This is a genomic window from Teichococcus aestuarii (assembly GCF_003116135.1).
GTDB classification, from domain to species: domain Bacteria; phylum Pseudomonadota; class Alphaproteobacteria; order Acetobacterales; family Acetobacteraceae; genus Pseudoroseomonas; species Pseudoroseomonas aestuarii.
Genome location: NZ_PDOA01000006.1, coordinates 221,025 through 246,298, shown reverse-complemented (window position 1 = coordinate 246,298; position 25,274 = coordinate 221,025). Strand labels below are relative to the sequence as shown.

Annotated in this window: 22 protein-coding genes and 1 pseudogene; 17 read left to right on the top strand and 6 right to left on the bottom strand. The window is 70.6% G+C overall.

The annotated features are described in order from the left end of the window. A pseudogene (locus tag CR165_RS11850) lies at nt 1-118 on the top strand (IS5-like element ISMex42 family transposase); the annotation flags it as partial. Nucleotides 119-220: 102 nt separating this feature from the next. On the opposite strand, the gene CR165_RS24510 reads toward CR165_RS11850, so the two are convergent. Continuing rightward, on the bottom strand, nt 221-1,021 hold the full coding sequence (locus CR165_RS24510) for a FadR/GntR family transcriptional regulator (RefSeq protein WP_181378124.1): 801 nt from the start codon (nt 1,019-1,021) through the stop codon (nt 221-223). A gap of 100 nt (nt 1,022-1,121) precedes the next feature. Between CR165_RS24510 and CR165_RS11835 the strand changes: the two genes are divergently transcribed. The 6 genes from CR165_RS11835 to CR165_RS11810 all read left to right on the top strand — a co-directional run bounded on the left by CR165_RS11835 (nt 1,122) and on the right by CR165_RS11810 (nt 8,126). After that, the gene (locus CR165_RS11835; protein WP_109517188.1) at nt 1,122-2,042 is read left to right on the top strand and encodes an NAD(P)-dependent oxidoreductase; all 921 of its coding nucleotides are present in this window, start codon (nt 1,122-1,124) and stop codon (nt 2,040-2,042) included. Between the two features lie 31 nt (nt 2,043-2,073). After that, a complete protein-coding gene (locus tag CR165_RS11830; protein WP_181378123.1) occupies nt 2,074-3,072 on the top strand; it encodes a TRAP transporter substrate-binding protein in 999 nt (332 codons plus the stop codon). Between the two features lie 15 nt (nt 3,073-3,087). Next, a complete protein-coding gene (locus tag CR165_RS11825) occupies nt 3,088-4,371 on the top strand; it encodes a TRAP transporter large permease (RefSeq protein ID WP_109517186.1) in 1,284 nt (427 codons plus the stop codon). A gap of 1 nt (nt 4,372) precedes the next feature. Further along, nucleotides 4,373-4,900 carry a TRAP transporter small permease gene (locus CR165_RS11820; protein WP_109517185.1) on the top strand — a complete coding sequence of 176 codons (528 nt, stop codon included), beginning with the start codon at nt 4,373-4,375 and terminating at the stop codon, nt 4,898-4,900. Between the two features lie 565 nt (nt 4,901-5,465). Continuing rightward, nucleotides 5,466-5,663, top strand: coding sequence for a type II toxin-antitoxin system ParD family antitoxin (locus CR165_RS11815; protein ID WP_109517184.1), 198 nt, complete (start codon nt 5,466-5,468; stop codon nt 5,661-5,663). 18 nt (nt 5,664-5,681) lie between these two features. Then, on the top strand, nt 5,682-8,126 hold the full coding sequence (locus CR165_RS11810; RefSeq protein ID WP_109517183.1) for a hybrid sensor histidine kinase/response regulator: 2,445 nt from the start codon (nt 5,682-5,684) through the stop codon (nt 8,124-8,126). A gap of 119 nt (nt 8,127-8,245) precedes the next feature. Here the strand turns inward: CR165_RS11810 and CR165_RS11805 are convergent, their stop codons facing one another. Next, on the bottom strand, nt 8,246-8,869 hold the full coding sequence (locus tag CR165_RS11805; protein ID WP_109517207.1) for a LysE/ArgO family amino acid transporter: 624 nt from the start codon (nt 8,867-8,869) through the stop codon (nt 8,246-8,248). A 72-nt stretch (nt 8,870-8,941) separates the two neighbouring features. Here CR165_RS11805 and CR165_RS11800 point away from each other — a divergent pair, with 72 nt between their 5' ends. After that, nucleotides 8,942-9,865, top strand: a complete 924-nt coding sequence (locus CR165_RS11800) for a LysR family transcriptional regulator ArgP (protein ID WP_109517206.1) — start codon at nt 8,942-8,944, stop codon at nt 9,863-9,865. A 118-nt stretch (nt 9,866-9,983) separates the two neighbouring features. On the opposite strand, the gene mog is transcribed toward CR165_RS11800, so the two are convergent. The 4 genes from mog to CR165_RS11780 form a co-directional block, all read right to left on the bottom strand. Continuing rightward, the gene (gene mog, locus CR165_RS11795) at nt 9,984-10,520 is read right to left on the bottom strand and encodes a molybdopterin adenylyltransferase (RefSeq protein ID WP_109517182.1); all 537 of its coding nucleotides are present in this window, start codon (nt 10,518-10,520) and stop codon (nt 9,984-9,986) included. A 6-nt stretch (nt 10,521-10,526) separates the two neighbouring features. Then, on the bottom strand, nt 10,527-11,198 hold the full coding sequence (gene ytfE, locus CR165_RS11790; protein WP_109517181.1) for an iron-sulfur cluster repair protein YtfE: 672 nt from the start codon (nt 11,196-11,198) through the stop codon (nt 10,527-10,529). 130 nt (nt 11,199-11,328) lie between these two features. After that, nucleotides 11,329-14,088 carry a nitrate/nitrite transporter gene (locus tag CR165_RS11785; RefSeq protein ID WP_109517180.1) on the bottom strand — a complete coding sequence of 920 codons (2,760 nt, stop codon included), beginning with the start codon at nt 14,086-14,088 and terminating at the stop codon, nt 11,329-11,331. Continuing rightward, a complete protein-coding gene (locus CR165_RS11780) occupies nt 14,085-14,870 on the bottom strand; it encodes a helix-turn-helix domain-containing protein (RefSeq protein ID WP_181378122.1) in 786 nt (261 codons plus the stop codon). The genes CR165_RS11785 and CR165_RS11780 overlap by 4 nt, the downstream gene beginning before the upstream one ends. Before the next feature lie 210 nt (nt 14,871-15,080). On the opposite strand from CR165_RS11780, the gene CR165_RS11775 reads away from it, so the two are divergent. The 9 genes from CR165_RS11775 to mobB are packed head-to-tail and all read left to right on the top strand — an operon-like array spanning nt 15,081 to nt 25,227. Further along, nucleotides 15,081-18,788 carry a nitrate reductase subunit alpha gene (locus CR165_RS11775; protein WP_109517178.1) on the top strand — a complete coding sequence of 1,236 codons (3,708 nt, stop codon included), beginning with the start codon at nt 15,081-15,083 and terminating at the stop codon, nt 18,786-18,788. Continuing rightward, the gene (gene narH / locus CR165_RS11770; protein WP_109517177.1) at nt 18,788-20,305 is read left to right on the top strand and encodes a nitrate reductase subunit beta; all 1,518 of its coding nucleotides are present in this window, start codon (nt 18,788-18,790) and stop codon (nt 20,303-20,305) included. The genes CR165_RS11775 and narH overlap by 1 nt, the downstream gene beginning before the upstream one ends. Then, complete coding sequence (gene narJ, locus CR165_RS11765) at nt 20,305-20,985, top strand: nitrate reductase molybdenum cofactor assembly chaperone (RefSeq protein WP_109517176.1); 681 nt, start codon at nt 20,305-20,307, stop codon at nt 20,983-20,985. Before narH ends, narJ begins: the two co-directional genes overlap by 1 nt. A 13-nt stretch (nt 20,986-20,998) precedes the next feature. Beyond that, nucleotides 20,999-21,784 (top strand): respiratory nitrate reductase subunit gamma, encoded by a 786-nt coding sequence (narI, locus tag CR165_RS11760; protein WP_109517175.1) that lies wholly within the window; start codon nt 20,999-21,001, stop codon nt 21,782-21,784. A 3-nt stretch (nt 21,785-21,787) separates the two neighbouring features. Next, on the top strand, nt 21,788-22,618 hold the full coding sequence (locus CR165_RS11755) for a peptidylprolyl isomerase (protein WP_109517174.1): 831 nt from the start codon (nt 21,788-21,790) through the stop codon (nt 22,616-22,618). Between the two features lie 14 nt (nt 22,619-22,632). After that, nucleotides 22,633-22,938 carry a hypothetical protein gene (locus CR165_RS25020; RefSeq protein ID WP_181378121.1) on the top strand — a complete coding sequence of 102 codons (306 nt, stop codon included), beginning with the start codon at nt 22,633-22,635 and terminating at the stop codon, nt 22,936-22,938. After that, nucleotides 22,935-24,197: a molybdopterin molybdotransferase MoeA gene (locus CR165_RS11750; protein ID WP_181378120.1), complete on the top strand. Its 1,263-nt coding sequence runs from the start codon at nt 22,935-22,937 to the stop codon at nt 24,195-24,197. The genes CR165_RS25020 and CR165_RS11750 overlap by 4 nt, the downstream gene beginning before the upstream one ends. Then, nucleotides 24,194-24,700: a group III truncated hemoglobin gene (locus tag CR165_RS11745; RefSeq protein ID WP_245906359.1), complete on the top strand. Its 507-nt coding sequence runs from the start codon at nt 24,194-24,196 to the stop codon at nt 24,698-24,700. Before CR165_RS11750 ends, CR165_RS11745 begins: the two co-directional genes overlap by 4 nt. Then, nucleotides 24,697-25,227, top strand: coding sequence for a molybdopterin-guanine dinucleotide biosynthesis protein B (gene mobB / locus CR165_RS11740; protein WP_109517172.1), 531 nt, complete (start codon nt 24,697-24,699; stop codon nt 25,225-25,227). The genes CR165_RS11745 and mobB overlap by 4 nt, the downstream gene beginning before the upstream one ends. The last annotated feature ends 47 nt before the right edge of the window (nt 25,228-25,274 follow it).

Here is a 25,274-nt window from a genome sequence, read left to right as displayed (position 1 = left end):
GAACCTTTGGGCCCGCCTCAAAGAATGGCGTGCCGTCGCCACCCGCTACGAGAAGACCGCCCGATCCTTCATCGGCATCCTCTGCCTCGCAGCAGCCGCCGACTGGCTCAAGCTCTAACAGGCCCTAGCGAGGCAGTCAGGGTGAGCAGGCGCCCGGCCTGGTCAGCCAGCGAGCGCACCAGCGGCAGCACCGGGAGCGCGCAGCCGCGCAGATGGGTTATCAGATATCAGCCAAATCGGCGCGGGCCACCAAACGGGCTGCGGCGGCCGTGAAATGGCGCCGCGCACTGCTGCGTGCGGCTTCCGCATCACCGGCGGCGATGGCGGCATGAACCGCAAGGTGCTCGGCCAGGACCGCGCCGCCAAGCTCCACCGCCATGGCGTTCTTCACCACCACGGAGGACAGGTGCATGCTTATCTGCACCGACATCATCTCGAGGAACACCCGGACGTGCTCGTTCCCTGCCGCTGAGGCAATGGCAGCGTAGAAGGCATTCTCCGCCGCAACCCAGTCGGCGGCGCCGTCCCGACCACGCGCATCGGCGGCGACCAGGTTTGCGAGTTCCGCCTCCATCGCTTGCAGGTCGGCGGGGCGCCGGTGCAGCGCGGCGAGGGCAGCGGCATCGGCCTCCAGCCCGGTGCGCATCTCCAGCAGCTTCGCCAGTTCCTGCCGCTTGGCGAAGCAGGCCGGCGAGATGCGGAAAACGCCGGAACGGGCCGGATCGGCGACAAAGGCGCCGCGTCCCTGCTGCTTCTCGACAAGCCCTTCCTGCTGCAGACGGGAGATCGCCTCGCGCACCACAGGGCGGCTGACGCCGAACTCGCTGGCGAGCTGCTGCTCGCCCGGCAGGCGATCCCCGGGCCCCAGGCGTCCGGCGCGTATCGCCTGTGTCAGTTCACCGGCCACGGCCTCCGGTAGAGTCGGGCCACGGCGGCGCAGAGACGGGAAGGAGGTTCGGGTCACGTAGTATCCCATGCGATGGAGGATCTGGCGGCCCGATGCCATCAAGGCGTCGCGCATCGCAAATCCACTTGTAAGACATCTTACGGTGTGCTGACGTCCACGCCAAGCATGACTGTTCCGGGCTTCAGGAGCAGAGCAGGGGAGGGTGACGGCAGGCATGTCCGACGACGCGCGCAGCATCGGCTTCATTGGACTGGGCGGCATGGGCGGCGGCCTGGTCCGCAACCTGCTGCGGAAAGGCCGCCAGGTCATGGTGGCCGACCGGCGCGAGGAAGCCGTGGCGCAACATGTGGCGCTCGGGGCGACTGCGGCCCCCTCGCTGGCCGCGATGGCCACCGCAGCCGACATCCTCGCCATCTGCGTCAACACTGCCGAGGATGTGGAGGCGCTATCGCTCGGCCCTGACGGGCTGCTGGCGGCGATGCGCCCCGGCAGCATCTTGCTGGACCACACCACCACCAACCCGGAGGCGGTGCGGCGGATGAGCGAGGCGGCCGCCGGGCGCGGCATCGCCTATGCCGAGGCGCCGATGACCCGCACCCCTGTCCATGCTGAGCAGGGCTGCGTCAACGTGCTGTTCGGCGGCGAGGCGGCGCTGCTGGACTCGCTGCGGCCGGTCTTCGCGCTTTACGCCGAGAACGTGTTCCATATCGGCCCCGTCGGCCACGCCATCCGGCTGAAGCTGATCCACAACTACGTGGCCTTCGCCAATGTCGCCGCCTGGTGCGAGGGCTTTGCGCTGGCCGCCAAGGATGGACTGGATCTGGGCCGCGCGGTCGAGATCATCTCCGCCGCCGGCGGCCGCAGCGGCATGCTCGACCTCTACGGCCGCAAGACCCTGTCGCGCGACTTCGACCCCGGCATCAGCATCGCACTGGCCCGGAAGGACGTGAAGTACTACGCGCGCTGGCTGGAGAGCGCCGGCCTCCCGGGCTTCATGGCGGACAGCATCCACCAGACCTACGCGATGGCCGAGGCGCTGGGCTTCTCCGAGGAGAACTGCGCGGCCGTCATCAAGGCTTACGAACATTTCACCGGCATCGAGGCGACACTGCCGGATGGCGCGAAAGCCGGCTGAGACCGGCCGCATCAAAGGGGAGTCCAAGGCAATGAACACCAACCGTCGCGCGCTGCTGCTGGGCAGCGCGGTGCTGGCCGCACCGGCCCTGCTTGGCCGCTCGGCCGCCGCCGCCACCACGCTGAAGCTGGCGCACCTCGCCGCCGACAGCCATCCCGGCCACAAGGCGGCGCTGCAGATGAAGGAGGCGGTCGAGCGCCGCTCCGACGGCGCCCTGAAGATCGACATCTTCCCGTCGAACCAGCTTGGCGCGCCGCCCGAGCAGCTCGAGCAGACCAAGCTGGGCGTCATCGACATGAACCTGCCCACGCAGGGGGCGCTCGACAAGTACGAGAAGGCCTTCGCAACCGTGATGGCGCCCTTCATCTTCCGTGATCCGGCGCACGCCTTCGCCGTGCTGGATGGCGCTTTCGCGGAGTGGAGCGCGCCACTGCTGGAGAAGCAGGGCCTGGTGCAGCTCGCCACGTGGGACTATGGCTTCCGCAACATCACCAACTCGCGCCGGCCGATCCTGACGCCGGACGACGTCAAGGGACTGCGCATCCGCACGCCGCCCGAGGTGCAACTGGTCGCCTGCATCGAGGCGCTGGGCGGCCGCGCCACGCAGATCGCCTTCACCGAGCTTCCCAGCGCGCTGAACCAGGGCGTGGTGGACGGGCAGGAGAACCCGGTCGGCGTCATCTGGCACATGAAGCTGCACGAGACGCAGCCGCACCTGGCGCTGACGCGGCACTGCTACAACAGCCTGGTGCATGTGATGAACCGCGGCCGCTGGCAGAAGCTCGACAAGAAGCAGCAGGAGCTTCTGCGCGAGGAAAGCACCAACGCCGCGGCGCTGATGCGCCGCCTGGTGGCGGAGCAGGAGACGGAGGAGCTGCGCAAGCTGGAGGCGGCCGGCGTCAAGATCACCCGGCCCGAGCTGGAGCCGTTCCGCGCCGCGATGGGCCCGGCCTATGACCGCGTCGCCGCCTATGCGGGCCGCGCCAACATGGACCGGATGCTGAAGATCGTGCAGAGCGCCAGGGCCTGAGGCAGGGGCGCCGCCATGACCGCCTTCCTCATCCTCGGTACCGTGGTGGCGCTGATCGCGCTGGGCCTGCCTGTGGCGGTCGCCATCGGCGGCACCGGCATCGTCCTCTACCTGCTGGCCGACCAGGCCATGGTGCTGCCGATGCTGCCGCAGCGCATGTACGCGGCCGGCACCAGCTTCACCCTGCTCGCCATCCCCTTCTTCGTCATGGCGGGCACCATCATGAACACCGCCGGCATCACCGACCGGCTGTTCCGGCTGGCCAGCGTGCTGGTCGGGCGGATGCGGGGCGGGCTCGGCCAGGTGAACGTGCTGGCCAGCCTGCTCTTCTCCGGCATGTCCGGCGCCGCGGTGGCCGATGCCGCAGGCCTCGGCCAGGTCGAGATCCGTGCCATGCAGAAGAGCGGCTACGGCCTCGGCTTCTCGGCCGCCGTCACCGCCGCCTCCTCCACCATCGGGCCCATCTTCCCGCCCAGCGTGCCCTTCGTCATCTATGGCGGCATCACCGGGCTCTCGGTGGTGCAGTTGTTCCTGGCGGGCGTCGTGCCGGGTCTGCTGATGACGGCGGTGATGATGGTCGCCGTCGCCGTCACCGCGCGGCTGCGCAACTACCCGCGTGAGGCACGGCCGACCCTGCGGGAGGCAACCGTCGCGGTGCTGGGCGGCGTGCTGCCGCTCGGTGCCCCGGCGCTGCTGATCGGCGGCCTGCTCGGCGGCCTGTTCACGCCGACCGAGGCCGGCGTGGTCGCCTGCGCCTATGCATTGTTCCTCGGCATGGTGGTGTACCGGGAGATCACCTGGCGCCATCTCCCGGGCATCCTGTGGTCCACCGCGCGCTCCACGGCCGTCATCATGTTCGTCATCGCGGCCTCCGGCTTCTTCGGCTGGATGCTGACGCACCAGCGGGTGCCGGACGCGCTGGTCTCCGGCCTGCTCTCCGTGGCCGATGGCCCCATGGCGGCCACCATGCTGATGCTGGCAGTGCTGCTCGTGCTCGGCATGTTCATCGAGGGTGTGGCCATCATCGTCATCACCACGCCCTTGTTCATGCCGGTGGTGCAGCATTTCGGCATCGACCCGCTGCAGTTCGGCGTCATGCTGGTGCTGACGACGGCAATCGGCCTGCTGACGCCACCTGTGGGCATGGTGCTGTTCGCCATCTGCACCGTCTGCCGTGTCCGCATGGGGGAGCTGGTGGCGGAACTCTGGCCTTACCTGCTGGGAATCCTTGTCGTGACCCTGCTGGTCGCTTTCATCCCCGCGGTCTCTACCCTGCTGCCGCATTACTGGGCCCGCTGACATGGAACAGCTCAAGACGATCGACCGCGGCATCGGCTTCGCGCTGCGCTTCCTGGCTGCGGGGGCGCTGGCGCTGCTCATGCTGCTCGTCGCGGCGAACATCCTTGGCCGCGCCGCCGGCATGGCCGAGATCGCCTGGGTGGGGGAGGGGGTGGAGTTCCTCTTCGCCTGGATGGTCTTCCTGGGCGCCGCCGAGCTGTGGCGGGAGGGTGGGCACTTCGCCGTCGACGTGCTGCTGCAGGCGTTGCCGCAAGGCCTCGCTCGCCGGGTGCTGCGCCTGCTCGTCACGCTGTGCTGCCTGGCCTTCGCGCTGATCCTGGGCTGGTACGGCCTGAACCTGGCGCTGGACGCCAGTGCCACCTCGCCGATTCTCGAGCTGCCGGTCGCTGCCTGGTACGCTGCCATCCCTGTCAGCGCCGCGCTGATGACGCTGGCCTCCCTGCGCGATCTCGTCCTGCTGGTCATCGAGCCTGCGGCCGAGGGGCACCCTGCCGGCGTTCCTGTTCAGGAGACGGCTTCGAAATGCTGATCGACCATCGGACCTGCATCTGCCGCCCTGGCGCCACCCGCAGGCACCTTGCCTTCCACGGAAAGCGGGGCTGAAGGGTGGCAGCGCCGCTGCACCGGAGAGCCGCTGGCATACGACCGGGACCGGCCCGGAATCGGCCCGGGACCAGCCCGGGACCAGCAATGTGAAGAGCTGCGCCCACATCCGGGCTTATGAGGACGCCGCCGACCGGGCAACGGAACGCCGATCATCCGGCGCCGGCTGGTCCACCCACCGCCGGGCGCTCCAGCCCCTGGCCCGGACCGACAGCCCTTCTTCGGCATAGAGCCGATGGCCTTCTTCGGCACAGAGCCGGTGGCCGCCCTTCCGGTCCTCCGGCCAGCCTTCCCGCCGGAGCGGCACGGGCAGGCGCCGCTAGCCGGACCAGGGCCGCGGCCGGCCGCTGAGCCCGGGAGAGTAGCGTCCCGAATGGAGCGGTTTCGCGGGCCAGGACCACATTCGTCACCCCCAAAGCCGGGGGGAGCCGCCATGCTCGGCAGCGCCTATCAATCTTTGACATTCCGCCTGAATTATCATTCCTTGCCGCATGCCTCGCCAGATCTGCAAGAACGTCTCCATCACTCCGGCCATGGACCGCTTCATCCTGGAGCGGGTCTCCTCCGGCCGCTACCAGAACGCCAGCGAGGTCGTTCGGGCAGCGCTCCGGGTCTTGGAACGGGAGGAGGCCATCGAGCAGGAGCGGCTCCTGAGGCTTGCAGCCTGTCCGGCCGAGATGGAGCGCTAGAGAGCCGTGCCGGAAGACATGTGTCTCGCCGGCGGCGGGGAAGCTGGGGCACGGCTGCGGGCGGTCGACTGGGCCAGCAACCCGCTCGGCCCTGTCGAGGGCTGGCCACTCTCGCTGCGGACGGCTGTCCGCATCATTCTCAGTTCCGATTTCCCCATGATGATCCATTGGGGCCCGGAGCTGGTCACCTTCTACAATGACGCCTACGCGCCCAGCCTGGGCCGGAAGCACCCGGGGAACCTCGGCCGGCCTGCCTACGAATGGTGGTCGGAGATGTGGGACCAGCTCACGCCCATTTTCAACCGCGTGCTGTCCGGCGAATCCTTCTTCGTCGAGAACGCCAGATATACGCCCGACCGTGACGGGGCGCCGAAGGACGCCTACTTCACGCACTGCCACAGCCCGCTGTGGGACGACCATGGCAAGATCACGGGCATCTTCCTGGTGGTGACCGAGACGACGCGCCAGGTGGTGGCGGAGCGCGACCTGCTCCAGGCCAACGCTGCACTCGCGCAGCAGAACGAGGCGCTGCAGGCCAGCAAGGCGCGGCTGGCCGCCGTGGTGAGCGCCTCCTCGGAAGTGCTGTACTCCATGAGCGCCGACTGGGCAGAGATGCACCAGCTCACCGGCAACGGTTTCCTGGTCGACACCGGCTCGGCCAACCCGCATTGGCTGGCCGACTACATCCCGGAAGACGAGCAGGCGCGTGTCACCGCGGCGATCCAGGAGGCGATCCGGAACCAGACGGTGTTCTCGCTCGAGCACCGGGTCCGGCTCGCGGCGGGCGGCGTCGGCTGGACACAGTCGAAGGCCGTGCCCCTGCTTGGCCCGGCGGGCGAGATCACGGAGTGGTTCGGCACCGCCAACGACGTCACCGCGCGCCGCGTGGCGGAGGAGGCACTTCGCCGCCTGAACGAGAGCCTTGAGCAGCAGGTCGCCGAGCGCACCGCCGACCGCAACCGGCTCTGGACCTTGTCGAAGGACATCATGCTGGTGGCCGGGTTCGACGGCACCATCCAGGCCACGAACCCGGCCTGGGCCGCGACGCTGGGCTGGACGCAGGACGATCTGGTCGGGCGCAACCTGCTCGACCTCATCCATCCGGAGGATCATGAGCGGACGGCCGAGTGCACCTCCGCCATCGCGGGAGGACAGGCCTTCCGGCGCTTCGAGAACCGCTACCGGCACACGGACGGCACCTACCGCTGGATCGCCTGGACGGGCGGGCCGGGCGATGGCCTGATCATCGCCGCGGGACGCGACATCACCGAGGAGAAGGCAACCGCCGACGCGCTGCGCAAGGCGGAGGAGCAGCTGCGCCAGGCGCAGAAGATGGAGGCGGTGGGGCAACTCACGGGTGGCCTCGCGCACGATTTCAACAATCTGCTGACCGGGATCATCGGCAGCCTGGAGCTTCTGCAGGCCCGGGTAGCGGAGGGCCGGATCGGCGCCCTGGACCGCTACATCGGCGCCGCCCGCGGTGCCGCCGATCGCGCGGCGGCGGTGACGCACCGGCTGCTGGCCTTCTCGCGGCGGCAGACGCTGGACCCGAAGCCCACGGACATGAACTGGCTGGTCGGGGATATGGGGGACCTGATCCGGCGCACCGTTGGCCCGGCCATCACGGTCGATATCGTGGGCGAGCCGGGGCTTCCGCCCGTCCTGATCGACCCGAACCAGCTCGAGAACGCTCTGCTGAACCTCTGCATCAACGCCCGCGACGCCATGCCGGACGGCAGCAGGCTCGTGATCGAGACTGGCCGCCAGGGGCTGGACGCGCGCGCGGCGGACGACCTCGGCGTCCCGGCGGGCGATTTCCTGACGCTCTGCGTCACCGACAACGGCACCGGCATGGCGCCCGACGTGATCGCCCGCGCCTTCGACCCCTTCTTCACCACCAAGCCTCTCGGTGAGGGCACCGGCCTGGGCCTGAGCATGATCTATGGCTTCGCGCACCAGTCCGGCAGCCAGGTGCACATCGCCTCCGAGCCGGGGCAGGGTACCAGGGTGTGCCTCTACCTGCCCCCGCATGCCGGCAGGCCGGTCACCGGGGAGTCTCCCGTCGAACTGGCCGAAGCACCGCGGGCGCAGCAGGGCGAGACGGTGCTGGTGGTGGACGACGAGCCCACTGTGCGCATGCTGGTCACCGAGGTGCTGGGGGAGCTGGGCTACACGGCCATCGAGGCGGCCGATGGCGCCGAAGGGCTGAACATGCTGCGCTCGAACGCGCATATCGACCTGCTGGTGACGGATGTGGGCCTGCCTGGCGGCATGAACGGGCGGCAGATGGCCGAGGCGGGGCGCGTGCTACGTCCCGGCCTCAAGGTGCTGTTCATCACCGGCTACGCGGACAGCGCGGTGCTCAGCCATGGCCATCTGTCCGAGGGGATGCAGGTCATGGTCAAGCCATTCTCGATGGAAGGGCTCGCCACCCGCGTCAGGGCCATGATCGCAGAAGCCTGACCACTGCCGGCCCACCCCCTGCCGGAAGGGGAGCGGAGGATCATGGCGGTGATGCTCCTGAGCGCGGCTCGGCACGCTGACGAGAGGATGACCGGGTTCCGCAGCCCTGCAGGCCGTGCTCACGCCAGGCCGTGGACAACAAGCCCGGCAGCCATGGCCAGCATCGTCAGCCCGATCATTCCATCCAGCACGCGCCATGCCGCGGGGCGCGAGAAGAGCGGCGCCAGCAGGCGTGCGCCATAGCCCAGGGCGGCGAACCAGAACGCGCTGGCCATGCCTGCTCCGGCCAGGAAGGCAGGCTGCCCGCCCGGCGGCTGCGCAGCGCCGATCCCGCCGACCAGCAGGACGGTGTCGAGATAGACATGGGGGTTGAGAAGGGTGAACCCTGCCGTGCGGGCCAGTGCCGCCCGCAGGGTGAGGGCCGCGGCCGGCTGGTCCGCCAACAGGCCCCCGGCCGGGCGCAAGGCACGGCGGAGCGCCCCGGCCCCGTACCAGGTTAGGAACAAGGCCCCGCCCAGGGTGAGAACCGTAACGAGGCCTGGCAGGCGCTCCAGCGCTGCGCCAAGACCGGCGACGCCGGCACCCATCAGGATGACGTCTGCCAGGGCGCAGAAGAGGACGACCGGCCCGACATGCTCGCGCCGCAGGCCCTGGCGGAGCACGAAGGCATTCTGCGCGCCGATGGCGACGATGAAGGCCGCGGAAAGGGCAAAGCCGGTCAGGAAGGGGGTGGCGGTGATCATGGGCGCTTTCCTGCCGCCACGCCTTCCTGTAGGCCAGATCATCTTTCTAACCTCGATGAAGCGGAGCTAAACCTGCTCGACTATCCGTCCCTGGCTGCCTTGGCCGCCGTGGTGCGCGAAGGCGGCTTCGAGCGCGCCGCCGCCGTCCTGGGCGTCACGCCCTCGGCGGTGTCGCAGCGCGTCCGCGGCCTGGAGGAGCGTCTCGGCGCGGTGCTCGTCATGCGCGGTCAACCGCCGGTACCGACCGAGGCCGGGGCGAAGCTCTGCGCGCATGCCGAGCGGGTCCGGCTGCTGGAAGGCGAGCTGGCCGCGCAGCTCCCCGGCATCGCCGGGCGGGGCGAGCGGAGTGAAAGCCGGGTCACGCTGCGCATCGCCGTGAATGCCGACAGCCTCGGAAGCTGGTTCCTGCCGGCCGCGGCGCGCTTCGCGGAGCGGACCGGAGCGCTGCTCGACCTCGTGCTGGACGACGAGGAGCACACGGCCGGCCGCCTGCGCTCCGGCGAGGTGCTGGCGGCGGTGACGACCGATCCCGCCCCCGTGCAGGGCTGCCGCACCGTCGCGCTCGGCGCCTTGCGCTATGCGGCGACGGCCAGCCCGGATTTCGTCCGCCGCCACTTCCCGCGCGGCGTGGACGCCGAGGCGATCACGCGGGCACCGATGCTGCGCTTCGACCGGCGGGACGGCCTGCAGGCACGCTGGGCAGGCGAGATCCTCGGCGCCGCCGCGCTGGATGCGCCGGTGCATTGGGTGCCGTCCACGCAGGGCTTCGTGGATGGCGCGCTCGCCGGGCTGGGCTGGGGCATGAACCCGCTGCCTCTCGTCGCGGACCATCTGGGCTCCGGCCGCCTGGTCGAGCTGGTGCCGGAACGCCGGCTCGGCGTCGCGCTGCACTGGCAGGCGGCCCGGATCGGCGCACGGCTCCTCGACTTGCTGTCCGGAGAGGTCATGGCCGCGGCGAGGGCGAATCTCCGGGAAGGACAGGCAGGCGCAGGCTGAGGCCGGGAAAGGATGCCGGCTTTGCGGGAACCCGCCCGTGGCAGGCGATGGCAGGCATGAGAGGCCCCTGGCACACACCGGCACTTCCGGCGCCAGGACCTGGCCGCCGGAACGTCCTTCAGGCGCCTTGCGGGCGGAAGGCCTTGCAGATGGCAGGGTCGGTCTCCAGCCGGGGGCCGCCGATCAGGTCGATGCAGTAGGGGATGGCAGGGAAGACCGCCTCCAGGCATTCGGCGATGGCCGAAGGCTTGCCCGGGAGGTTCACGATCAGGCTGCGCCCCCGCGTGCCGGCGGCCTGGCGCGACAGGATGGCGGTCGGCACGGCACGCAGCGAGACGGCGCGCATCAGCTCCCCGAAGCCGGGCAGGAGGCGGTCACAGACCGCCTCCGTCGCCTCGGGCGTGACATCGCGCGGGGCCGGCCCCGTGCCGCCGGTGGTGATGATCAGGGGGCATCGCTCCCGGTCGGCCAGCGCCGTCAGCGCCGACATGATCTGCGGCTGCTCATCCGGCACCAGCCGCGCGGCGGCGCGCCAGGGCGTGGCCAGGATGCGCGCCAGAACCGCGTGGATGGCGGGACCGCCCGCATCCGCATACACGCCCTGGCTGGCGCGGTCGGAGACGGTGACGATGCCGATCGGGACGGGGGCCGGCATGGCGGGTCAGGCCGAGAAGCGCGGGAACAGCACGTTGTTCTCCAGATGGACGTGCTCCATCAGGTCGTCGGCGAATTTGCGCGTGCCGGCGTAGAGGGCGCGCCAGGTGTTGCAGGCGCCCTCCGGCGGAACGCCGCTCTGCGTCAGCCCCTCCAGCGCCTGCAGATGCCCGCCATGGTCATCGTGCTCGGCGCGCATGACGCTGATCGGCTGGCCGATCATCGGGTGGCCGCCCTGGCGCATCAGCGGGAAGAGGATCCGCTCCTCCTTCTGCATGTGGTCTTCGAGCTCGGCGGCCATCCGCTCCAGCAGATCGGCCAGGCCGCGCGGCGCGAGGGGATGCTCGCCATGCACCGCCTCGACCCGGCGTGCTAGGCGGACCAGCTCCGGCAATTCGCGCCGGTGCGTCGCGTGGTAGCGCTGCTCGATCAGGGTGATCAGCGCGCCCGTCTCCTGCGGCACCGTGGCGGCGGCGGCATCGGGGAGGAGGGCGGCAAGCTCGCCCTCCACCGTGGCGAGGTCGACGCCACGCCGTGCCGCCGCCTCGGCGAGCGGAGCCTGCCCGCCACAGCAGAAATCCAGCTTGTGGCGGCGGAACACGGCCGTCGCGCCCGGCAGGGCGGCGGCGATCTCGGCGACGCTGCGCGGGCCGAAGACGGAAGCAGTGGAAGCGCTCATCGGGCGGCTCTCCTGGAGGCCCCGGAAGGGGCCGGTTCTGGCTGACGCGGCGCCGGCGGCTGCGATGTCCCGCCGGCGCGATGTTCCCTTGGTGGGAGAGGCGTGGCGCCATCCTCCCGCGCGGGCGTGCCTACTCCGCCGGGGAGGGCGCAGGCACGGGCGCCTTGCGGCCGCCGCGCTCCACGTCGTGCAGCAGGCCGCCGTGCCGGGTGTAGAACCACCAGGTCATGGCGATGCAGCTGACGTAGAAGCCGAGGAAGCCGTAGAGGGCCAGCTCCGCCCCGCCGGTGGCCGCGATGGAACTGCCGAACGACTTCGGAATGAAGAAGGCGCCATAGGCGGCCACGGCCGAGGTGAAGCCGATGATCGCCGCCGATTCCTTGTCCGCCTGCTTCACCAGCTCCGCCGCCGGGCGGCCCGGGTTCAGGCGCGCGACCTCCTTGCGCATGATCGCCGGGATCATCTGGAAGGTGGAGGCGTTGCCGACGCCGCTGGCGGCGAACAGGAAGAGGAAGCTGCCGAAGAAGGCCGGGAAGGCCGAGGTGCTGCCCTTCATGCCGATGGCGTAGAGGATGCCGAGCGTGCCGAGGCTCATCGCCACGAACACCCACAGGCTGATGCGCCCGCCGCCCACGCGGTCCGTCAGCCGCCCCGCCGCCGCGCGCGCCAGGGCGCCGACCAGCGGGCCAAGGAAGGCGTAGGAGAGGGCGTTGACCTCGGGGAAGAGGATCTTCGTCAGCAGCGGGAAGGCGGCCGAGAAGCCGATGAAGGAGCCGAAGGTGCCGGTGTAGAGCCAGCACATGATCCAGTTGTGCAAGCGGCGGAAGATGACCGACTGGTCGGCGAAGGAAGCCTTCATCGTGGCGATGTCGTCCATGCCGAACCAGGCGGCGATGGCGCTGGCCACGATGAAGGGGACGAAGACGAAGCCCGCATTCTGCAGCCACAGCGAGGCCTGCGCGCCGCCCGCGAGGGCGGCCTGCGGCGCGCCGCCCAGCCAGCCGAAGACGCCCGTGGTGATGACCAGCGGCACCACGAACTGCACCACACTGACGCCGAGATTGCCGAGCCCGGCATTGATGGCCAGCGCGTTGCCCTTCTCCGCCTTGGGGAAGAAGAAGGAGATGTTGGCCATGGAGGAGGCGAAGTTGCCGCCGCCCAGGCCGCAGAGCAGCGCCAGGGCCAGGAAGATCCAGTAGGGGGTGGAGGGCTCCTGCACCGCGAAGCCCATGCCGAGCGCCGGCAGGGCGAGCGACCAGGTGGTCAGCGTCGTCCACAGCCGGCCGCCGAACATGGCGGGCATGAAGGAATAGAAGACGCGCAGCGTGGCGCCCGAGAGGCCGGGCAGCGCGGCCAGCCAGAAGAGCTGCTCGTTGCTGAAGGCGAAGCCGATGGCGGGCAGCTTGGCCACCACCACGGACCACACCATCCACACCGCGAAGGAGAGCAGTAGGCAGGGCACCGAGATCCACAGGTTGCGGCGCGCGATGCGGCGGCCGTTGGCAGCCCAGAAATCGGCGTCTTCCGGCCGCCAGTCACGGATGGCGCCGCTCGCGGCCAGCGCGCCCTGCTGGGCTGGGCCATGGAGGGACTGCATCTCGGGCAGCTCCGGCAGGGCGCGGGCGGGCAGCCCGGCCTCGGCGGCGGCCTGCTCCATCCGGCGGATGGCCAGGTGCATCCAGAGCAGGGCCGAGGCGACGACGAGGAAGAGCAGCCAGAAGCAGCTCTGCCAGATGCCGGTGAGGTCGTTCAGCAGGCCGAAGGCGATCGGCAACAGGAAGCCGCCCAGCCCGCCCACCAGCCCGACCATGCCGCCCACCGCGCCCACGCGGTCCGGGTAGTAGATGGGGATGTGCTTGTAGACGGCGGCCTTGCCCAGGCTCATGAAGAAGCCGAGCACGAAGGCCACCACCATGAAGCCCACGATGCCGAGGCGGGCCGAGAACGCCACCGGGCCGCGGATGCCCTGGATGACATAGTGCGCGGGCGGGTAGGAGAGGATGAAGGCGCAGGCGACGCCGACAAGGAGCGACCAGTACATCACCCGCCGCGCGCCATAGCGGTCCGACAGGTGGCCGCCATAGGCGCGGAACACCGAGGCGGGGATGGAGTAGACGGCGCCGATCATGCCGGCGGTCTTGATGTCCAGCCCGTAGACGCCGATCAGGTAGCGCGGCAGCCACAGCGCCAGGGCGACGAAGCCGCCGAAGACGAAGAAGTAGTAGAGCGAGAAGCGCCAGACCTGGACATTGGCCATCGGCGCCAGCATCGCGGCCAGGGATTCCGGGCGGGCGCCCGCCGCGCGGCGGCGCTCCAGATCGGGGTCGTCGCGGGTGAGCAGGAAGAACAGCACCGCCGTGACGGCGAGCGCCGCCGCCCAGATCAGCGCCACGCTCTGCCAGCCATAGGCCACCATGACGCTGGGGGCGGCGAACTTCGTCACCGCCGCGCCGACATTGCCGGCACCGAAGATGCCGAGCGCGGTGCCCTGCTTCTCCTTCGGGAACCACTTGGCCACATAGGCCACGCCGACCGAGAAGCTGCCGCCCGAGAGGCCGACGCCGAGCGCGGCCAGCAGGAAGGTCGGGTAGTCGTAGGCGAAGGTCAGCAGCACCGTCATCGCGGCGGCCGAGAGCATGGTGAGGGTGAAGACCACCCGCCCGCCATACTGATCGGCCCAGACGCCGAGGATGAGGCGGATCAGCGAGCCGACCAGGATCGGCGTGCCGACCAGCAGGCCGAACTGCGTGTCGGTCAGGCCCAGATCCTTCTGGATCTGGATGCCGATGATGGCGAAGATCGTCCACACGGCGAAGCAGACCGTGAAGGCGAAGGTGGACAGCCACAGGGCGCGGCCCTGATCGGCCGGGGCGACCGGAGCGGTCGTCATCTTGGAACTCCCCTTGCCAGGAGCGGATGGAGGGTTTCGGGGCCGTCGATCAGCGGATCGAGGGCGAAGCGGGCGCGGGCCGCCACGAGGTCCTCGGCGTGCAGGAGGTCTCCCTCCACGCGCAGGCCATGGCGGGCCACCGCGGCGAGGGAGCGGGAGAAGGTCTCCCGCGTCATGCCGAGCTCGGAGGCGATCAGGCGCTTCTCGGTGGGCAGGCGCGCCGCCTGGCCGGGCGGCGTGGCCTCGGCGAGGCGGAGCAGGTAGCAGCCGACCCGCTCCTCGGCCGAGCGCAGCCGCACATTCTTGGCGAGCTTCACCTGGCGGCGGAACTGCGCCGCCTGGCAGGCCAGCACAGCCAGGCAGAAGGCGTGGTCGGAGGCCACTGCCTCGCGGAAGATCTCGGCCTGGATCAGCAGCAGGCGCGCCTCGCCGAGCACGCGGGCCCGCAGCAGGTAGGGCTGGCGGTTCAGCACGGCAGCCGGCAGCAGAAGGTCGACCGGACGGACCAGTTCGACAAAGGCCTCCTCGCGGCCGCGGATCCCCAGCAGCTCGACGCTGCCGCCGATCAGGATCTGCGCGAAGCTCGGCGTCTCGGCCTGCTCGAACACCACGCTGCCGACCGGCAGCCGATGCAGGATCGCCAGGCTCGCCAGCCGGTCCAGGAGCGCCTCCGGCACGGCGCGCAGCCAGGGCGTGGCGGCCAGGGCCTCCCGGGGCGTCGCGGGCTCGGTGCCGCTCTCGGACAGGGCCGCCCCTGCGGTCTCCGCAGGGTCATACGGCATCGTGGCATCCACCGAAGAGGTCTTTCGCTGTGCCGCGGAGCGCTGATCGTCGGGCTCGTTGGCGTGATTTGTATCAATCCGATTATGCATTTTGATCACTCCGGTTCCTTGACTCAGATCAATGAATGCCACGCCTGAGCTCATCCATAACCTGGGCACGCTTCGCGGTCCTCGCTGCCCGAGGCACCGCATACCGCAGGAAATCCAGGGATGAGCCACTTCCTTGACCGGCTGACCTTCTTCCGGAAGCAGGTCGACACCTTTGCCGACGGCCACGGGGTGGTCACCAACGAGCCGCGCGCCTGGGAGGACGGCTACCGCAAGCGCTGGCAGCACGACAAAGTCGTCCGCTCGACGCATGGGGTGAACTGCACCGGCTCCTGCTCGTGGAAGATCTACGTGAAGGGCGGCATCGTCACCTGGGAGACGCAGCAGACGGACTACCCGCGCACGCGCCCGGACCTGCCGAACCACGAGCCGCGCGGCTGCGCCCGCGGCGCCAGCTATTCCTGGTATCTCTACTCCGCCAACCGCGTGAAGCACCCGATGGTGCGCGGCCGCCTGCTGAAGCTGTGGCGCGAGGCGCGGGCGATCCGCACCCCCGTCGCCGCCTGGGCCTCGATCGTGGAGGATGCGGAGAAGCGCGCGAGCTACACGAAGAAGCGCGGCCTCGGTGGCTTCGTGCGCGCGGGCTGGGACGAGGTCAACGAGATCATCGCCGCCGCCAACGCCTACACCGCCAGGACCTATGGGCCGGACCGCGTGATCGGCTTCTCGCCGATCCCGGCGATGTCGATGGTCTCCTACGCCGCGGGCTCGCGCTACCTGTCGCTGCTCGGCGGTGTCTGCATGAGCTTCTACGACTGGTACTGCGACCTGCCGCCCGCCAGCCCGATGACCTGGGGCGAGCAGACCGACGTGCCGGAGAGCGCCGACTGGTACAATGCCGGCTACCTGATGCTCTGGGGCTCCAACGTGCCGCAGACGCGCACGCCGGACGCGCATTTCTACACCGAGGTGCGCTACAAGGGCACCAAGAGCGTCGTCGTCTCGCCCGACTACGCCGAGGCCACGAAGTTCGCCGATCTCTGGCTGCACCCCAAGCAGGGCACCGACGCGGCGCTGGCGCTGGCCATGGGCCATGTGATGCTGCGCGAGTTCTACCTCGACCGCACCGTGCCCTATTTCGACGATTACGCCCGCCGCTACACCGACATGCCGATGCTGGTGCGCCTGGTGCGGCAGGGCGACCGCTACGTGGCCGAGCGCCTGCTGCGCGCCGACGACTTCGTGGACGGGATGGGCGAGGCGAACAATCCGGCCTGGAAGACGGTGGCCTTCGACGCCGCCGGCAATCCGGTGGTGCCGAACGGCTCCATCGGCTTCCGCTGGGGCGAGCAGGGCAAGTGGAACCTGGAAGCCCGCGAGAGCGGCGGCGCCGATGTCACCCTGGCGCTGACGCTGGCGGGGCATGGCCCCACCGCGCGCGTCGCCTTCCCCTATTTCGGCGGCGCCGCCACCAACGGCTTCACGGCGACCGAGCACCCGGACGTGCTGGTCCGCAACATCCCCGTGCGCAACCTGCAACTGCGTGACGGCGAGGCGCTGGTCACCACCGTCTTCGACCTGCTCTGCGGCAACTACGGGCTGGACCGCGGCTTCGGCGGCGGCCATGTGGCGCATTCCTACGACACGGACGAGCCCTTCACCCCCGCCTGGGCGGAGCGCGTGACGGGCGTGCCGCGGCACCAGATCATCCATGTGGCGCGGGAATTCGCCTCCAACGCGGAGAAGACCAAGGGTCGTTCCATGGTCATCCTCGGCGCGGGGCTGAACCACTGGTACCACATGGACATGGCCTACCGGGGGATCATCAACCTCCTGGTCTTCTGCGGCTGCATCGGGCAATCCGGCGGCGGCTGGGCGCATTACGTCGGGCAGGAGAAGCTGCGGCCGCAGACCGGCTGGGCGCCGATCGCCTTCGCGCTGGACTGGAGCCGCCCGCCACGGCAGCAGAATTCCACCTCCTTCTTCTACGCCCACACCGACCAGTGGCGCTACGAGACGCTCGGCGTCTCCGAGATCCTCTCGCCCACCGCGCCCGAGGGCGACTGGAGCGGCGCGCTGATCGACTACAATGTCCGCGCCGAGCGGATGGGCTGGCTGCCCTCCGCGCCGCAGCTCCGGCAGAACCCGCTGACCATCGCGGCCAGGGCGCGCGCGGCGGGGATGGAGCCCAAGGACTATGTGGCGCAGGCCGTGCAGTCCGGCGAGCTCGAGCTCTCCTGCCAGGACCCGGATGATCCGGCGAACTGGCCGCGCAACATGTTCGTCTGGCGCTCCAACCTGCTGGGCTCCTCCGGCAAGGGGCACGAGTATTTCCTCAAGCACCTGCTGGGCACCAGCCATGGCGTGCTGGGCAAGGATCTGGGCGAGGAAGGACACGAGACGCCGCGCGAGGTGCGCTGGCACGACAAGGCGCCCGAGGGCAAGCTGGACCTGCTGGTGACGCTGGACTTCCGCATGTCCACCACCTGCGTCTACTCGGACATCGTGCTGCCGACGGCCACCTGGTACGAGAAGAACGACCTCAACACCTCCGACATGCACCCCTTCATCCACCCGCTCTCCGCGGCGGTGGACCCGGCCTGGGAGGCGCGCTCGGACTGGGAGATCTACAAGGGCATCGCCCGCAGCTTCTCCGAGGTGGCGCCCGAGGTGCTGGGAAAGGAAACCGACGTCGTGCTGACGCCGATCCAGCACGACACGGCGGGCGAGTTGGCGCAGCCCTATGAAGTGCAGGACTGGAAGACCGGCGCCGTGCCGCCCATCCCCGGCCGCACCATGCCGGCCGTCAGTGTCGTCGAGCGCGACTATCCGGCACTGTACGAGCGCTTCACCTCGGTGGGCCCGCTGCTGGAGAAGCTCGGCAATGGCGGCAAGGGCATCGGCTGGGACACCCGGCACGAGGTGGAGTTCCTGCGCGCGCTGAACGGCACCGCGCCGAACGGCCAGCCCAGGCTCGACGCCGATCTCGACGCCATCGAGGCCATCCTGAGCCTGGCGCCGGAGACGAATGGCGAAGTGGCGGTGAAGGCCTGGGAGGCGCTCGGCCGCTTCACCGGCCGCGACCACGCGCATCTCGCGCTCCCCAAGGAGGACGAGAAGATCCGCTACCGCGACGTGCAGGCGCAGCCGCGCAAGATCATCTCCTCCCCCACCTGGTCAGGGCTGGAGAGCGAGAAGGTCTGCTACAACGCCGGCTATACCAACGTCCATGAGCTGATCCCGTGGCGGACGCTGACGGGGCGCCAGCAGCTCTACCAGGACCACCTGTGGATGCGCGGCTTCGGCGAGAGCCTCGTCACCTGGCGCCCGCCGGTAGACACCAAGGCCGTGGCGCCGGTGCAGGGCAGGCACGGCAACGGCAACACCGAGATCGTGCTGAACTTCATCACGCCGCACCAGAAGTGGGGCATCCACAGCACCTATTCCGACAACCTGCTGATGCTGACGCTGAACCGCGGCGGCCCGGTGATCTGGATGAGCGAGGACGACGCGCAGCGCGCCGGCATCGCCGACAATGACTGGGTGGAGGCCTACAACGCCAATGGCGCGCTGGTGGCGCGGGCGGTGGTCTCGCAGCGCGTCAATCCGGGGATGGTGATGATGTACCATGCCCAGGAGAAGATCGTGAACATGCCGGGCAGCGAGGTCACCGGCCAGCGCGGCGGCATCCACAACTCCGTCACCCGCGCCGTGCTGAAGCCGACGCACATGATCGGCGGCTATGCGCACCAATCCTACGGCTTCAACTACTACGGCACGGTCGGCGCCAACCGCGACGAGTTCATCGTCATCCGGCGCATGAACAAGGTGGACTGGCTCGAGGACACCGCCGCGAAGGAGATCGTGTGATGAAGGTTCGCGCGCAGATCGCGATGGTGCTGAACCTCGACAAGTGCATCGGCTGCCACACCTGCTCGGTGACGTGCAAGAACGTCTGGACCAGCCGCGAGGGCGTGGAATACGCCTGGTTCAACAATGTCGAGACCAAGCCCGGCATCGGCTACCCGAAGGACTGGGAGAACCAGAAGCGATGGAAGGGCGGCTGGGTGCGCCGCGAGGACGGCCGGATCGAGCCGCGCATCGGCGCCAAGTGGCGCGTGCTGAGCAAGATCTTCGCCAACCCCGACATGCCGGAGATCGACGACTACTACGAGCCTTTCACCTTCGACTACGAGCACCTGCAGAAGGCGCCCGAGGCGAAGGCCATGCCGACCGCCCGCCCGCGCTCGCTCATCAGCGGGCAGCGGATGGAGAAGATCGAGTGGGGCCCGAACTGGGAGGAGATCCTGGGCGGCGAGTTCAGCAAGCGCAGCCAGGACGCCAATTTCGAGGGCGTGCAGAAGGAGATCTACGGCGCCTTCGAGAACACCTTCATGATGTACCTGCCGCGGCTGTGCGAGCACTGCCTCAACCCGGCCTGCGCGGCGGCCTGCCCCTCCGGCGCCATCTACAAGCGGGAGGAGGACGGCATCGTCCTGATCGACCAGGACAAGTGCCGCGGCTGGCGCATGTGCGTCTCCGGCTGCCCCTACAAGAAGGTCTACTACAACTGGTCCTCCGGCAAGTCGGAGAAGTGCACCTTCTGCTTCCCGCGCATCGAGGCAGGGCTGCCCACGGTGTGCTCCGAGACCTGCGTCGGCCGCATCCGCTACCTCGGCGTGGTGCTCTACGATGCCGACCGCATCGCGGAAGCCGCCTCGGTGCCGGACGAGGGCGATCTCTACGAGGCACAGCTGAAGGTCTTCCTCGACCCCGCGGACCCGCGCGTGCAGGCCCAGGCGCGGCTGGACGGCATATCGGACGCCTGGCTCGAGGCCGCGAAGCACTCGCCCGTGTGGCGCATGGCGATGGACTGGAAGATCGCCTTCCCGCTGCACCCCGAGTACCGCACCCTGCCGATGGTCTGGTACGTGCCGCCGCTGAGCCCGATCCAGTCCGCCGCCGCCAAGGGTGACCTCGGTGCCGTGGGCGGCATCCCGGACGTGGCGTCGCTGCGCATCCCTGTCGAGTACCTGGCGAACCTGCTGACCGCCGGGCGCACGAAGCCCGTGGAGCTGGCGCTGGAGCGGATGCTGGCCATGCGCGCCTACATGCGCGGCAAGACCGTCGATGGCGTGCTGGACGACAGCCTCGCCGAGCGTGTCGGCCTGACCGGGAACGACATCGAGGCGATGTACCGGCTGATGGCCATCGCCAATTACGAGGACCGCTTCGTCATCCCCACCGCGCACCGCGAGACGGGGGAGGATGCCTACCAGCTGCGCGGCTCCTGCGGCTTCTCCTTCGGCGATGGCTGCTCGGGCAAGACCGGCTTCAGCCTGTTCGACGGCAAATCTGCCGGCAAGACCCCGATGGAGGTCGAGTGATGGCCCGCACCTATCGCGCTCTAGCGGCACTGCTCTCCTACCCCACCGAGGCGATGCGGGCCGCCGTGCCGGAGATCGCCGCCGCGCTCGAGGCCGAGGCGATGCTGTCTGAGGCTTCCCGCACTGCGCTGGCGGCCCTGCTGCGGGATTTCGCCGCGCAGGACATCTATGCGCTGCAGGAGCGCTACGTAGACCTGTTCGACCGCGGCCGCGCCGTCTCGCTGCACCTGTTCGAGCATGTGCATGGCGAGAGCCGCGACCGCGGCCAGGCCATGGCCGACCTGATCGGCCTCTACGCGCAACACGGGCTGGAGATGGCGCCGGGCGAGCTGCCGGATTTCCTGCCGCTCTTCCTGGAGTTCCTCTCCCTGCTGCCGGAGGCCGAGGCGCAGGCGCTGCTGGCCGAGCCGGCCGCCATCCTGCGCGCGCTGGCCGGGAGGCTGGCGGCGCGCGATGCCGGCTATGCAGCGGTGATGGAGGCGGTGGCCACGCTGGCGCGGGCGCCGGCCACCGGCGCCTCGGCCATCCCGGACGAGGACCCGGACGATCTCGCCGCGCTCGACGCGGCCTGGGAGGAGGCGGCCGTCCGCTTCGGCCCCGGAGAGGCGCTGGACGGCTGTGGAACGGACCGGCTGCGCACCCGCCTGCGGGCGGCGACGCGCGACGCCGCGGCGGCCTGAGGAGGCACACACCATGGGCAACTGGATCAACAACGCCCTGTTCGGCTGGTATCCCTATGTCGCGCTGGCGGTCTTCCTGCTGGGCAGCCTGCTGCGCTTCGACCATGGGCAGTACACCTGGCGCGCCGGCTCCAGCCAGCTGCTGCGCCGGAAGCAGCTGCGGCTCGGCTCCAACCTCTTCCACCTCGGCATCCTCGTCATCTTCGGCGGCCATCTGGTGGGGCTGCTGACGCCCGTGGCGGTGTTCGACGCGCTCGGCATTGGCCACGGCTTCAAGCAGGGCATGGCGATGCTGGTGGGCGGCATCGCCGGCATCGCCTGCTGGATAGGCATCGCGCTGCTGGCGCACCGGCGGCTGCTGGACCCGCGCATCCGCGCCACCTCCAGCACCAGCGACACCGCCATCCTGCTGCTGCTCTGGGCGCAGCTGACGCTCGGCCTGCTCACCATTCCCGTCTCCGCCCAGCATATGGACGGGCATGAGATGGTAAAGTTCATGACCTGGGCGCAGGGCATCGTGACGCTGCAGCCCGGCGTGGCGGCGGAAGTCGCGGATGTCAGCCTGATCTTCAAGCTGCACCTGTTCCTCGGCATGACGCTGTTCGTCGTGTTCCCCTTCACCCGGCTGGTGCACGTCTGGAGTGCGCCCGTCTGGTATCTGGGCCGCACCGGCTACCAGGTCGTCCGCACGCGGCGCCCGGTGGCTCGCGCCATGGCCGATGCCACGCCGGCCGTGGCCGGCAGCACCGGGCGGAAGCCCGTGGCCGAGGCGCCTGCCCTGCCGGCCGGGGGGAACTGAGCCATGCGCCGCGTCACCCTCCGCGAGGCGGCGGCGGCGCCGCCGCCTGCCGTCGCCGTCAATGGCCATGTCATCGCGCATGCCGCCATCGCCCAGGAGGTGCAGCACCATGCCGGGGAGAGCGCCCGGCAGGCCTGGGATGCCGCCACGCGGGCGCTGGTCGTCCGTGCGCTGCTGGCGCAGCGCGCCCGGGCCCTGGGCGTGGTCGCCGCGCCCCAGCCGGGCGAGGGCCCGCGCGAGACGGAGGAGGAGCGGCTGATCCAGGCCCTCCTCCAGGCCGAGATCCGCACGCCGCAGGCCGATGAGGCGGCCTGCCGCCGCTACTACCAGGCCAACCCCGCCCGTTTCCGCGCCCCCGACCTGTTCGAGCCGGTGCACATCCTGTTCAAGGCCGCGCGCGGTGATGCCGCCGCCCATGCCGTGGCGGAGGCGCGGGCGCGCGCGGTGCTGGCCGAGGTGGCAGGCCACCCGGAGCGCTTCGAGGCCCTGGCCCGCGCCCTGTCGGACTGCCCCTCCGCCGCCGAGGGCGGCCGGCTGGGGCAGGTCGCGCGCGGCGAGACCACGCCGGAATTCGAGGCCGCGCTGCTGGCCCTGCGGCCGGGCGAGACCTGCGCCGCGCCAGTCTGCACCCGCTACGGCGTGCATGTGCTGCGGCTGGAGCGGAAGGTGGAGGGACAGGCGCTGCCCTTCGCGCAGGTGCGCGCGACGATCGCGCGCTACCTGGAGGAACATTCCTGGCGCCGCGCCGTCGCGCAGTATGTCGCCCTGCTGGCCGGGCAGGCCCGGATCGAGGGCTTCGACATGCCGGGCGCGGCGACGCCGCTGGTGCAGTGAGGAAAGGGGCCGCCATGCTCGGCGCAATTCTCGAGGGCCTGACCGATCCCGGCCGGGCCGAGGCGTTCCTCGCCATCGTCGGCCCCTCCGCGCTGCGGGAGCGCGTCGGGCAGGCGGCGCGGGCGGAAGGCGTGGCGGCCGGGCCGCTGCTGGCAGAGAGGGTCCGGCACCTGGTGGAGCATGGCGGCGAGGAGGTCTGGCTGGACCTGATGAGCGCCATGGCCGCCTCCCCGCAGCCCGCCGCCGCCGCGGTGGAGCGCCTGCTGCGCCAGGCCTTCCCAGATCCGGTGCGCGTCCGCATCACGCGGGTGCCGGCATGAACGCCATCACCCCCGGCTTCGCCCGCGCTGACCTCACCTGTCCCGGGGGCGGCATGCCGTTCGAGGAGGCGCGGGCGCGCGTCCTGGCCCTGGCGGAGGCGTCTCTGCCCGCCGAGACGGTGCCGCTGGAGGCGTGCTGCGGCCGCATCGCCGCCGCCCCCCTGCAGGCCCGGCTGGACCTGCCCCGCTTCGACCAGTCGGCGATGGATGGCTACGCCATCGCCATGGGCGCGGCCCTGCCGGGCGCCTGGCTGCCCGTCGCCGGCCGGACGGCGGCGGGCGAGGCGCCGGGATGGCTGGCGCCCGCCACGGCCCACCGCATCCTCACCGGCGCGCCGCTGCCGGAGGGGGCGGACGCGGTGATCGCGCAGGAGCATGTCGTCCTGCGGGAGGGCTTCATCCAGCTGGCCGGGCTGCCGGCACCCGGCACGAACCTGCGGCGCCGCGCCGAGGACATCCGCGCGGGCGAGGTGCTCATCCATCCTGGCACGCGGCTGGACTGGCGGCACGTCACCCTGCTGGCCGCGCAGGGCGTGGAGGCTGTCCCGGTGCGGCGCCATCCCCGGCTGGTGCTGCTCTCGAGCGGGCGGGAACTGCGCGGGACAGGCCAGCCCCTGGCGCCCGGGCAGATCCATGATTCCAACACGCCCATGCTCCGCGCGCTGCTGCGGAGCTGGGGCGTGGCGGTGCAAAGCCGCCCGGCCGTGGCCGACGAGGCCGGCGCCATGCGCGATGCCTTGCGCGAGGCCGCGGGCAAGGCCGACCTCGTGCTGACCACCGCCGGCATCTCGGTGGGCGACGAGGACCATGTCCGCGAGGCGCTGCGGGCGCTGGGCGGCGAGCTGGCGGTGCTGAAGGTGGCCATGAAGCCGGGCAAGCCGCTGGCGGCGGGGCGGATCGGCGGTGCCCTCTTCCTCGGCCTGCCGGGCAACCCGCAGGCGGCCCTGGCCGGCGCGCTGGCTTTCCTCCGCCCGCTGCTGGCCCGCATGGCGGGGGCGCCGGCGCCCCGCCCCGTGGTGTCGCGCGCCGGCTTCGCCCTGCGCCGCAGGCCGGGGCGCGCCGAGTTCCTGCCCGTCCGCCTGCACAGCCGCGACGGCGTGCTGGAGGCGGCGCGCACGGGGCCGGACGGCTCCGGCCGGCTGTCGCCCCTGCTGGGCGCGTCCGGCCTGGCCTTCCTGGAGGCCGGGCTGCAGGAGCTCCGGCCGGGGGATGCGCTGGACGTGCTGCCCTTCGGCGCGGAAGGGGAGGCGCTGGCATGAGCGGCCCGACGCACGGGCCGGAAGGCCGCGCAACCCGCGCCGCCGCCCTGATCGCTCGCCGGATGGCGGCAGCCCCTCCGGCGCCATGCCCGGCAGGGCTGGACGAGGCCATGCTGGAGCGGCTGCTCCGCGCCTTCTACGCCGAGGCGCGGCGTGACAGGCTGCTCGGCCCGCTCTTTGCCGGGGTCACGGACTGGGAAGCCCATATCGCCCGGCTGCGCGATTTCTGGTCCTCCGTGGCGCTGATGAGCGGGCGCTACCACGGCCAGCCCATGGCCGCGCATGCGGCGATGGAGTTGCGGCCGGAACATTTCGCCCAATGGCTGTCGCTCTTCGGGCAGACGGCGGAGGCGGTCTGCGGACCTGCGGCGGCGGCCTACCTGATGGAGCGCGCGCACCGGATCGCCCGCAGCCTTGAGCTGGGCATGGCCGTCCACCGAGGGGAACTGCCACGGGTGGCCGCCCGGGCGGCGGCTTCAACACTGGAGATACCCTCGCCATGAAAGTCTTCGGGATCATCGGCGGCTGCGCTGCCAAGGCAGGGCTGGCGCGCAACCTTGTCGCCGAGCTGTCGGCGCGGGGGCTGCGGGTCTCCACCATCAAGCACGTGCCGGACGATGTCGACCTCGACAGGCCGGGCACGGGCAGCTGGGCGCAGCGCGAGGCCGGCGCGCAGGAGATCATCCTGGCCAGCGGCACGCGCCAGATCCTGATGCGCGAATTGCCGGCGATGGAGGCGGAGCCGGATGTCGATGCCCTGCTGGCGCGGCTGCTGCCGGTGGACGTGGTGCTGCTGGAAGGCTTCCGGCTCTCGCCCTACCCCAAGCTGGAGGCCGTGCGGGCGGGGCAGGACCGGCGTCTGCAGGCAATGGACGACCCCTCGGTTTGCGCCGTCACCGGCAGTGCGCCGGTGGCAGCGCCCGTGCCCTTCCTCCCCTCGTCCGACATCGGCGCGCTGGCGGATTTCGTGCTGGCGCAGGCGGCCGAGGCCTGCCGGGCACCGGGCCTGCCTGCCGTTGCCCCGGCCTAGGAGCGGCATCGTCATGGCACGGAGCAGCCACTGGACCGACGCCTGCG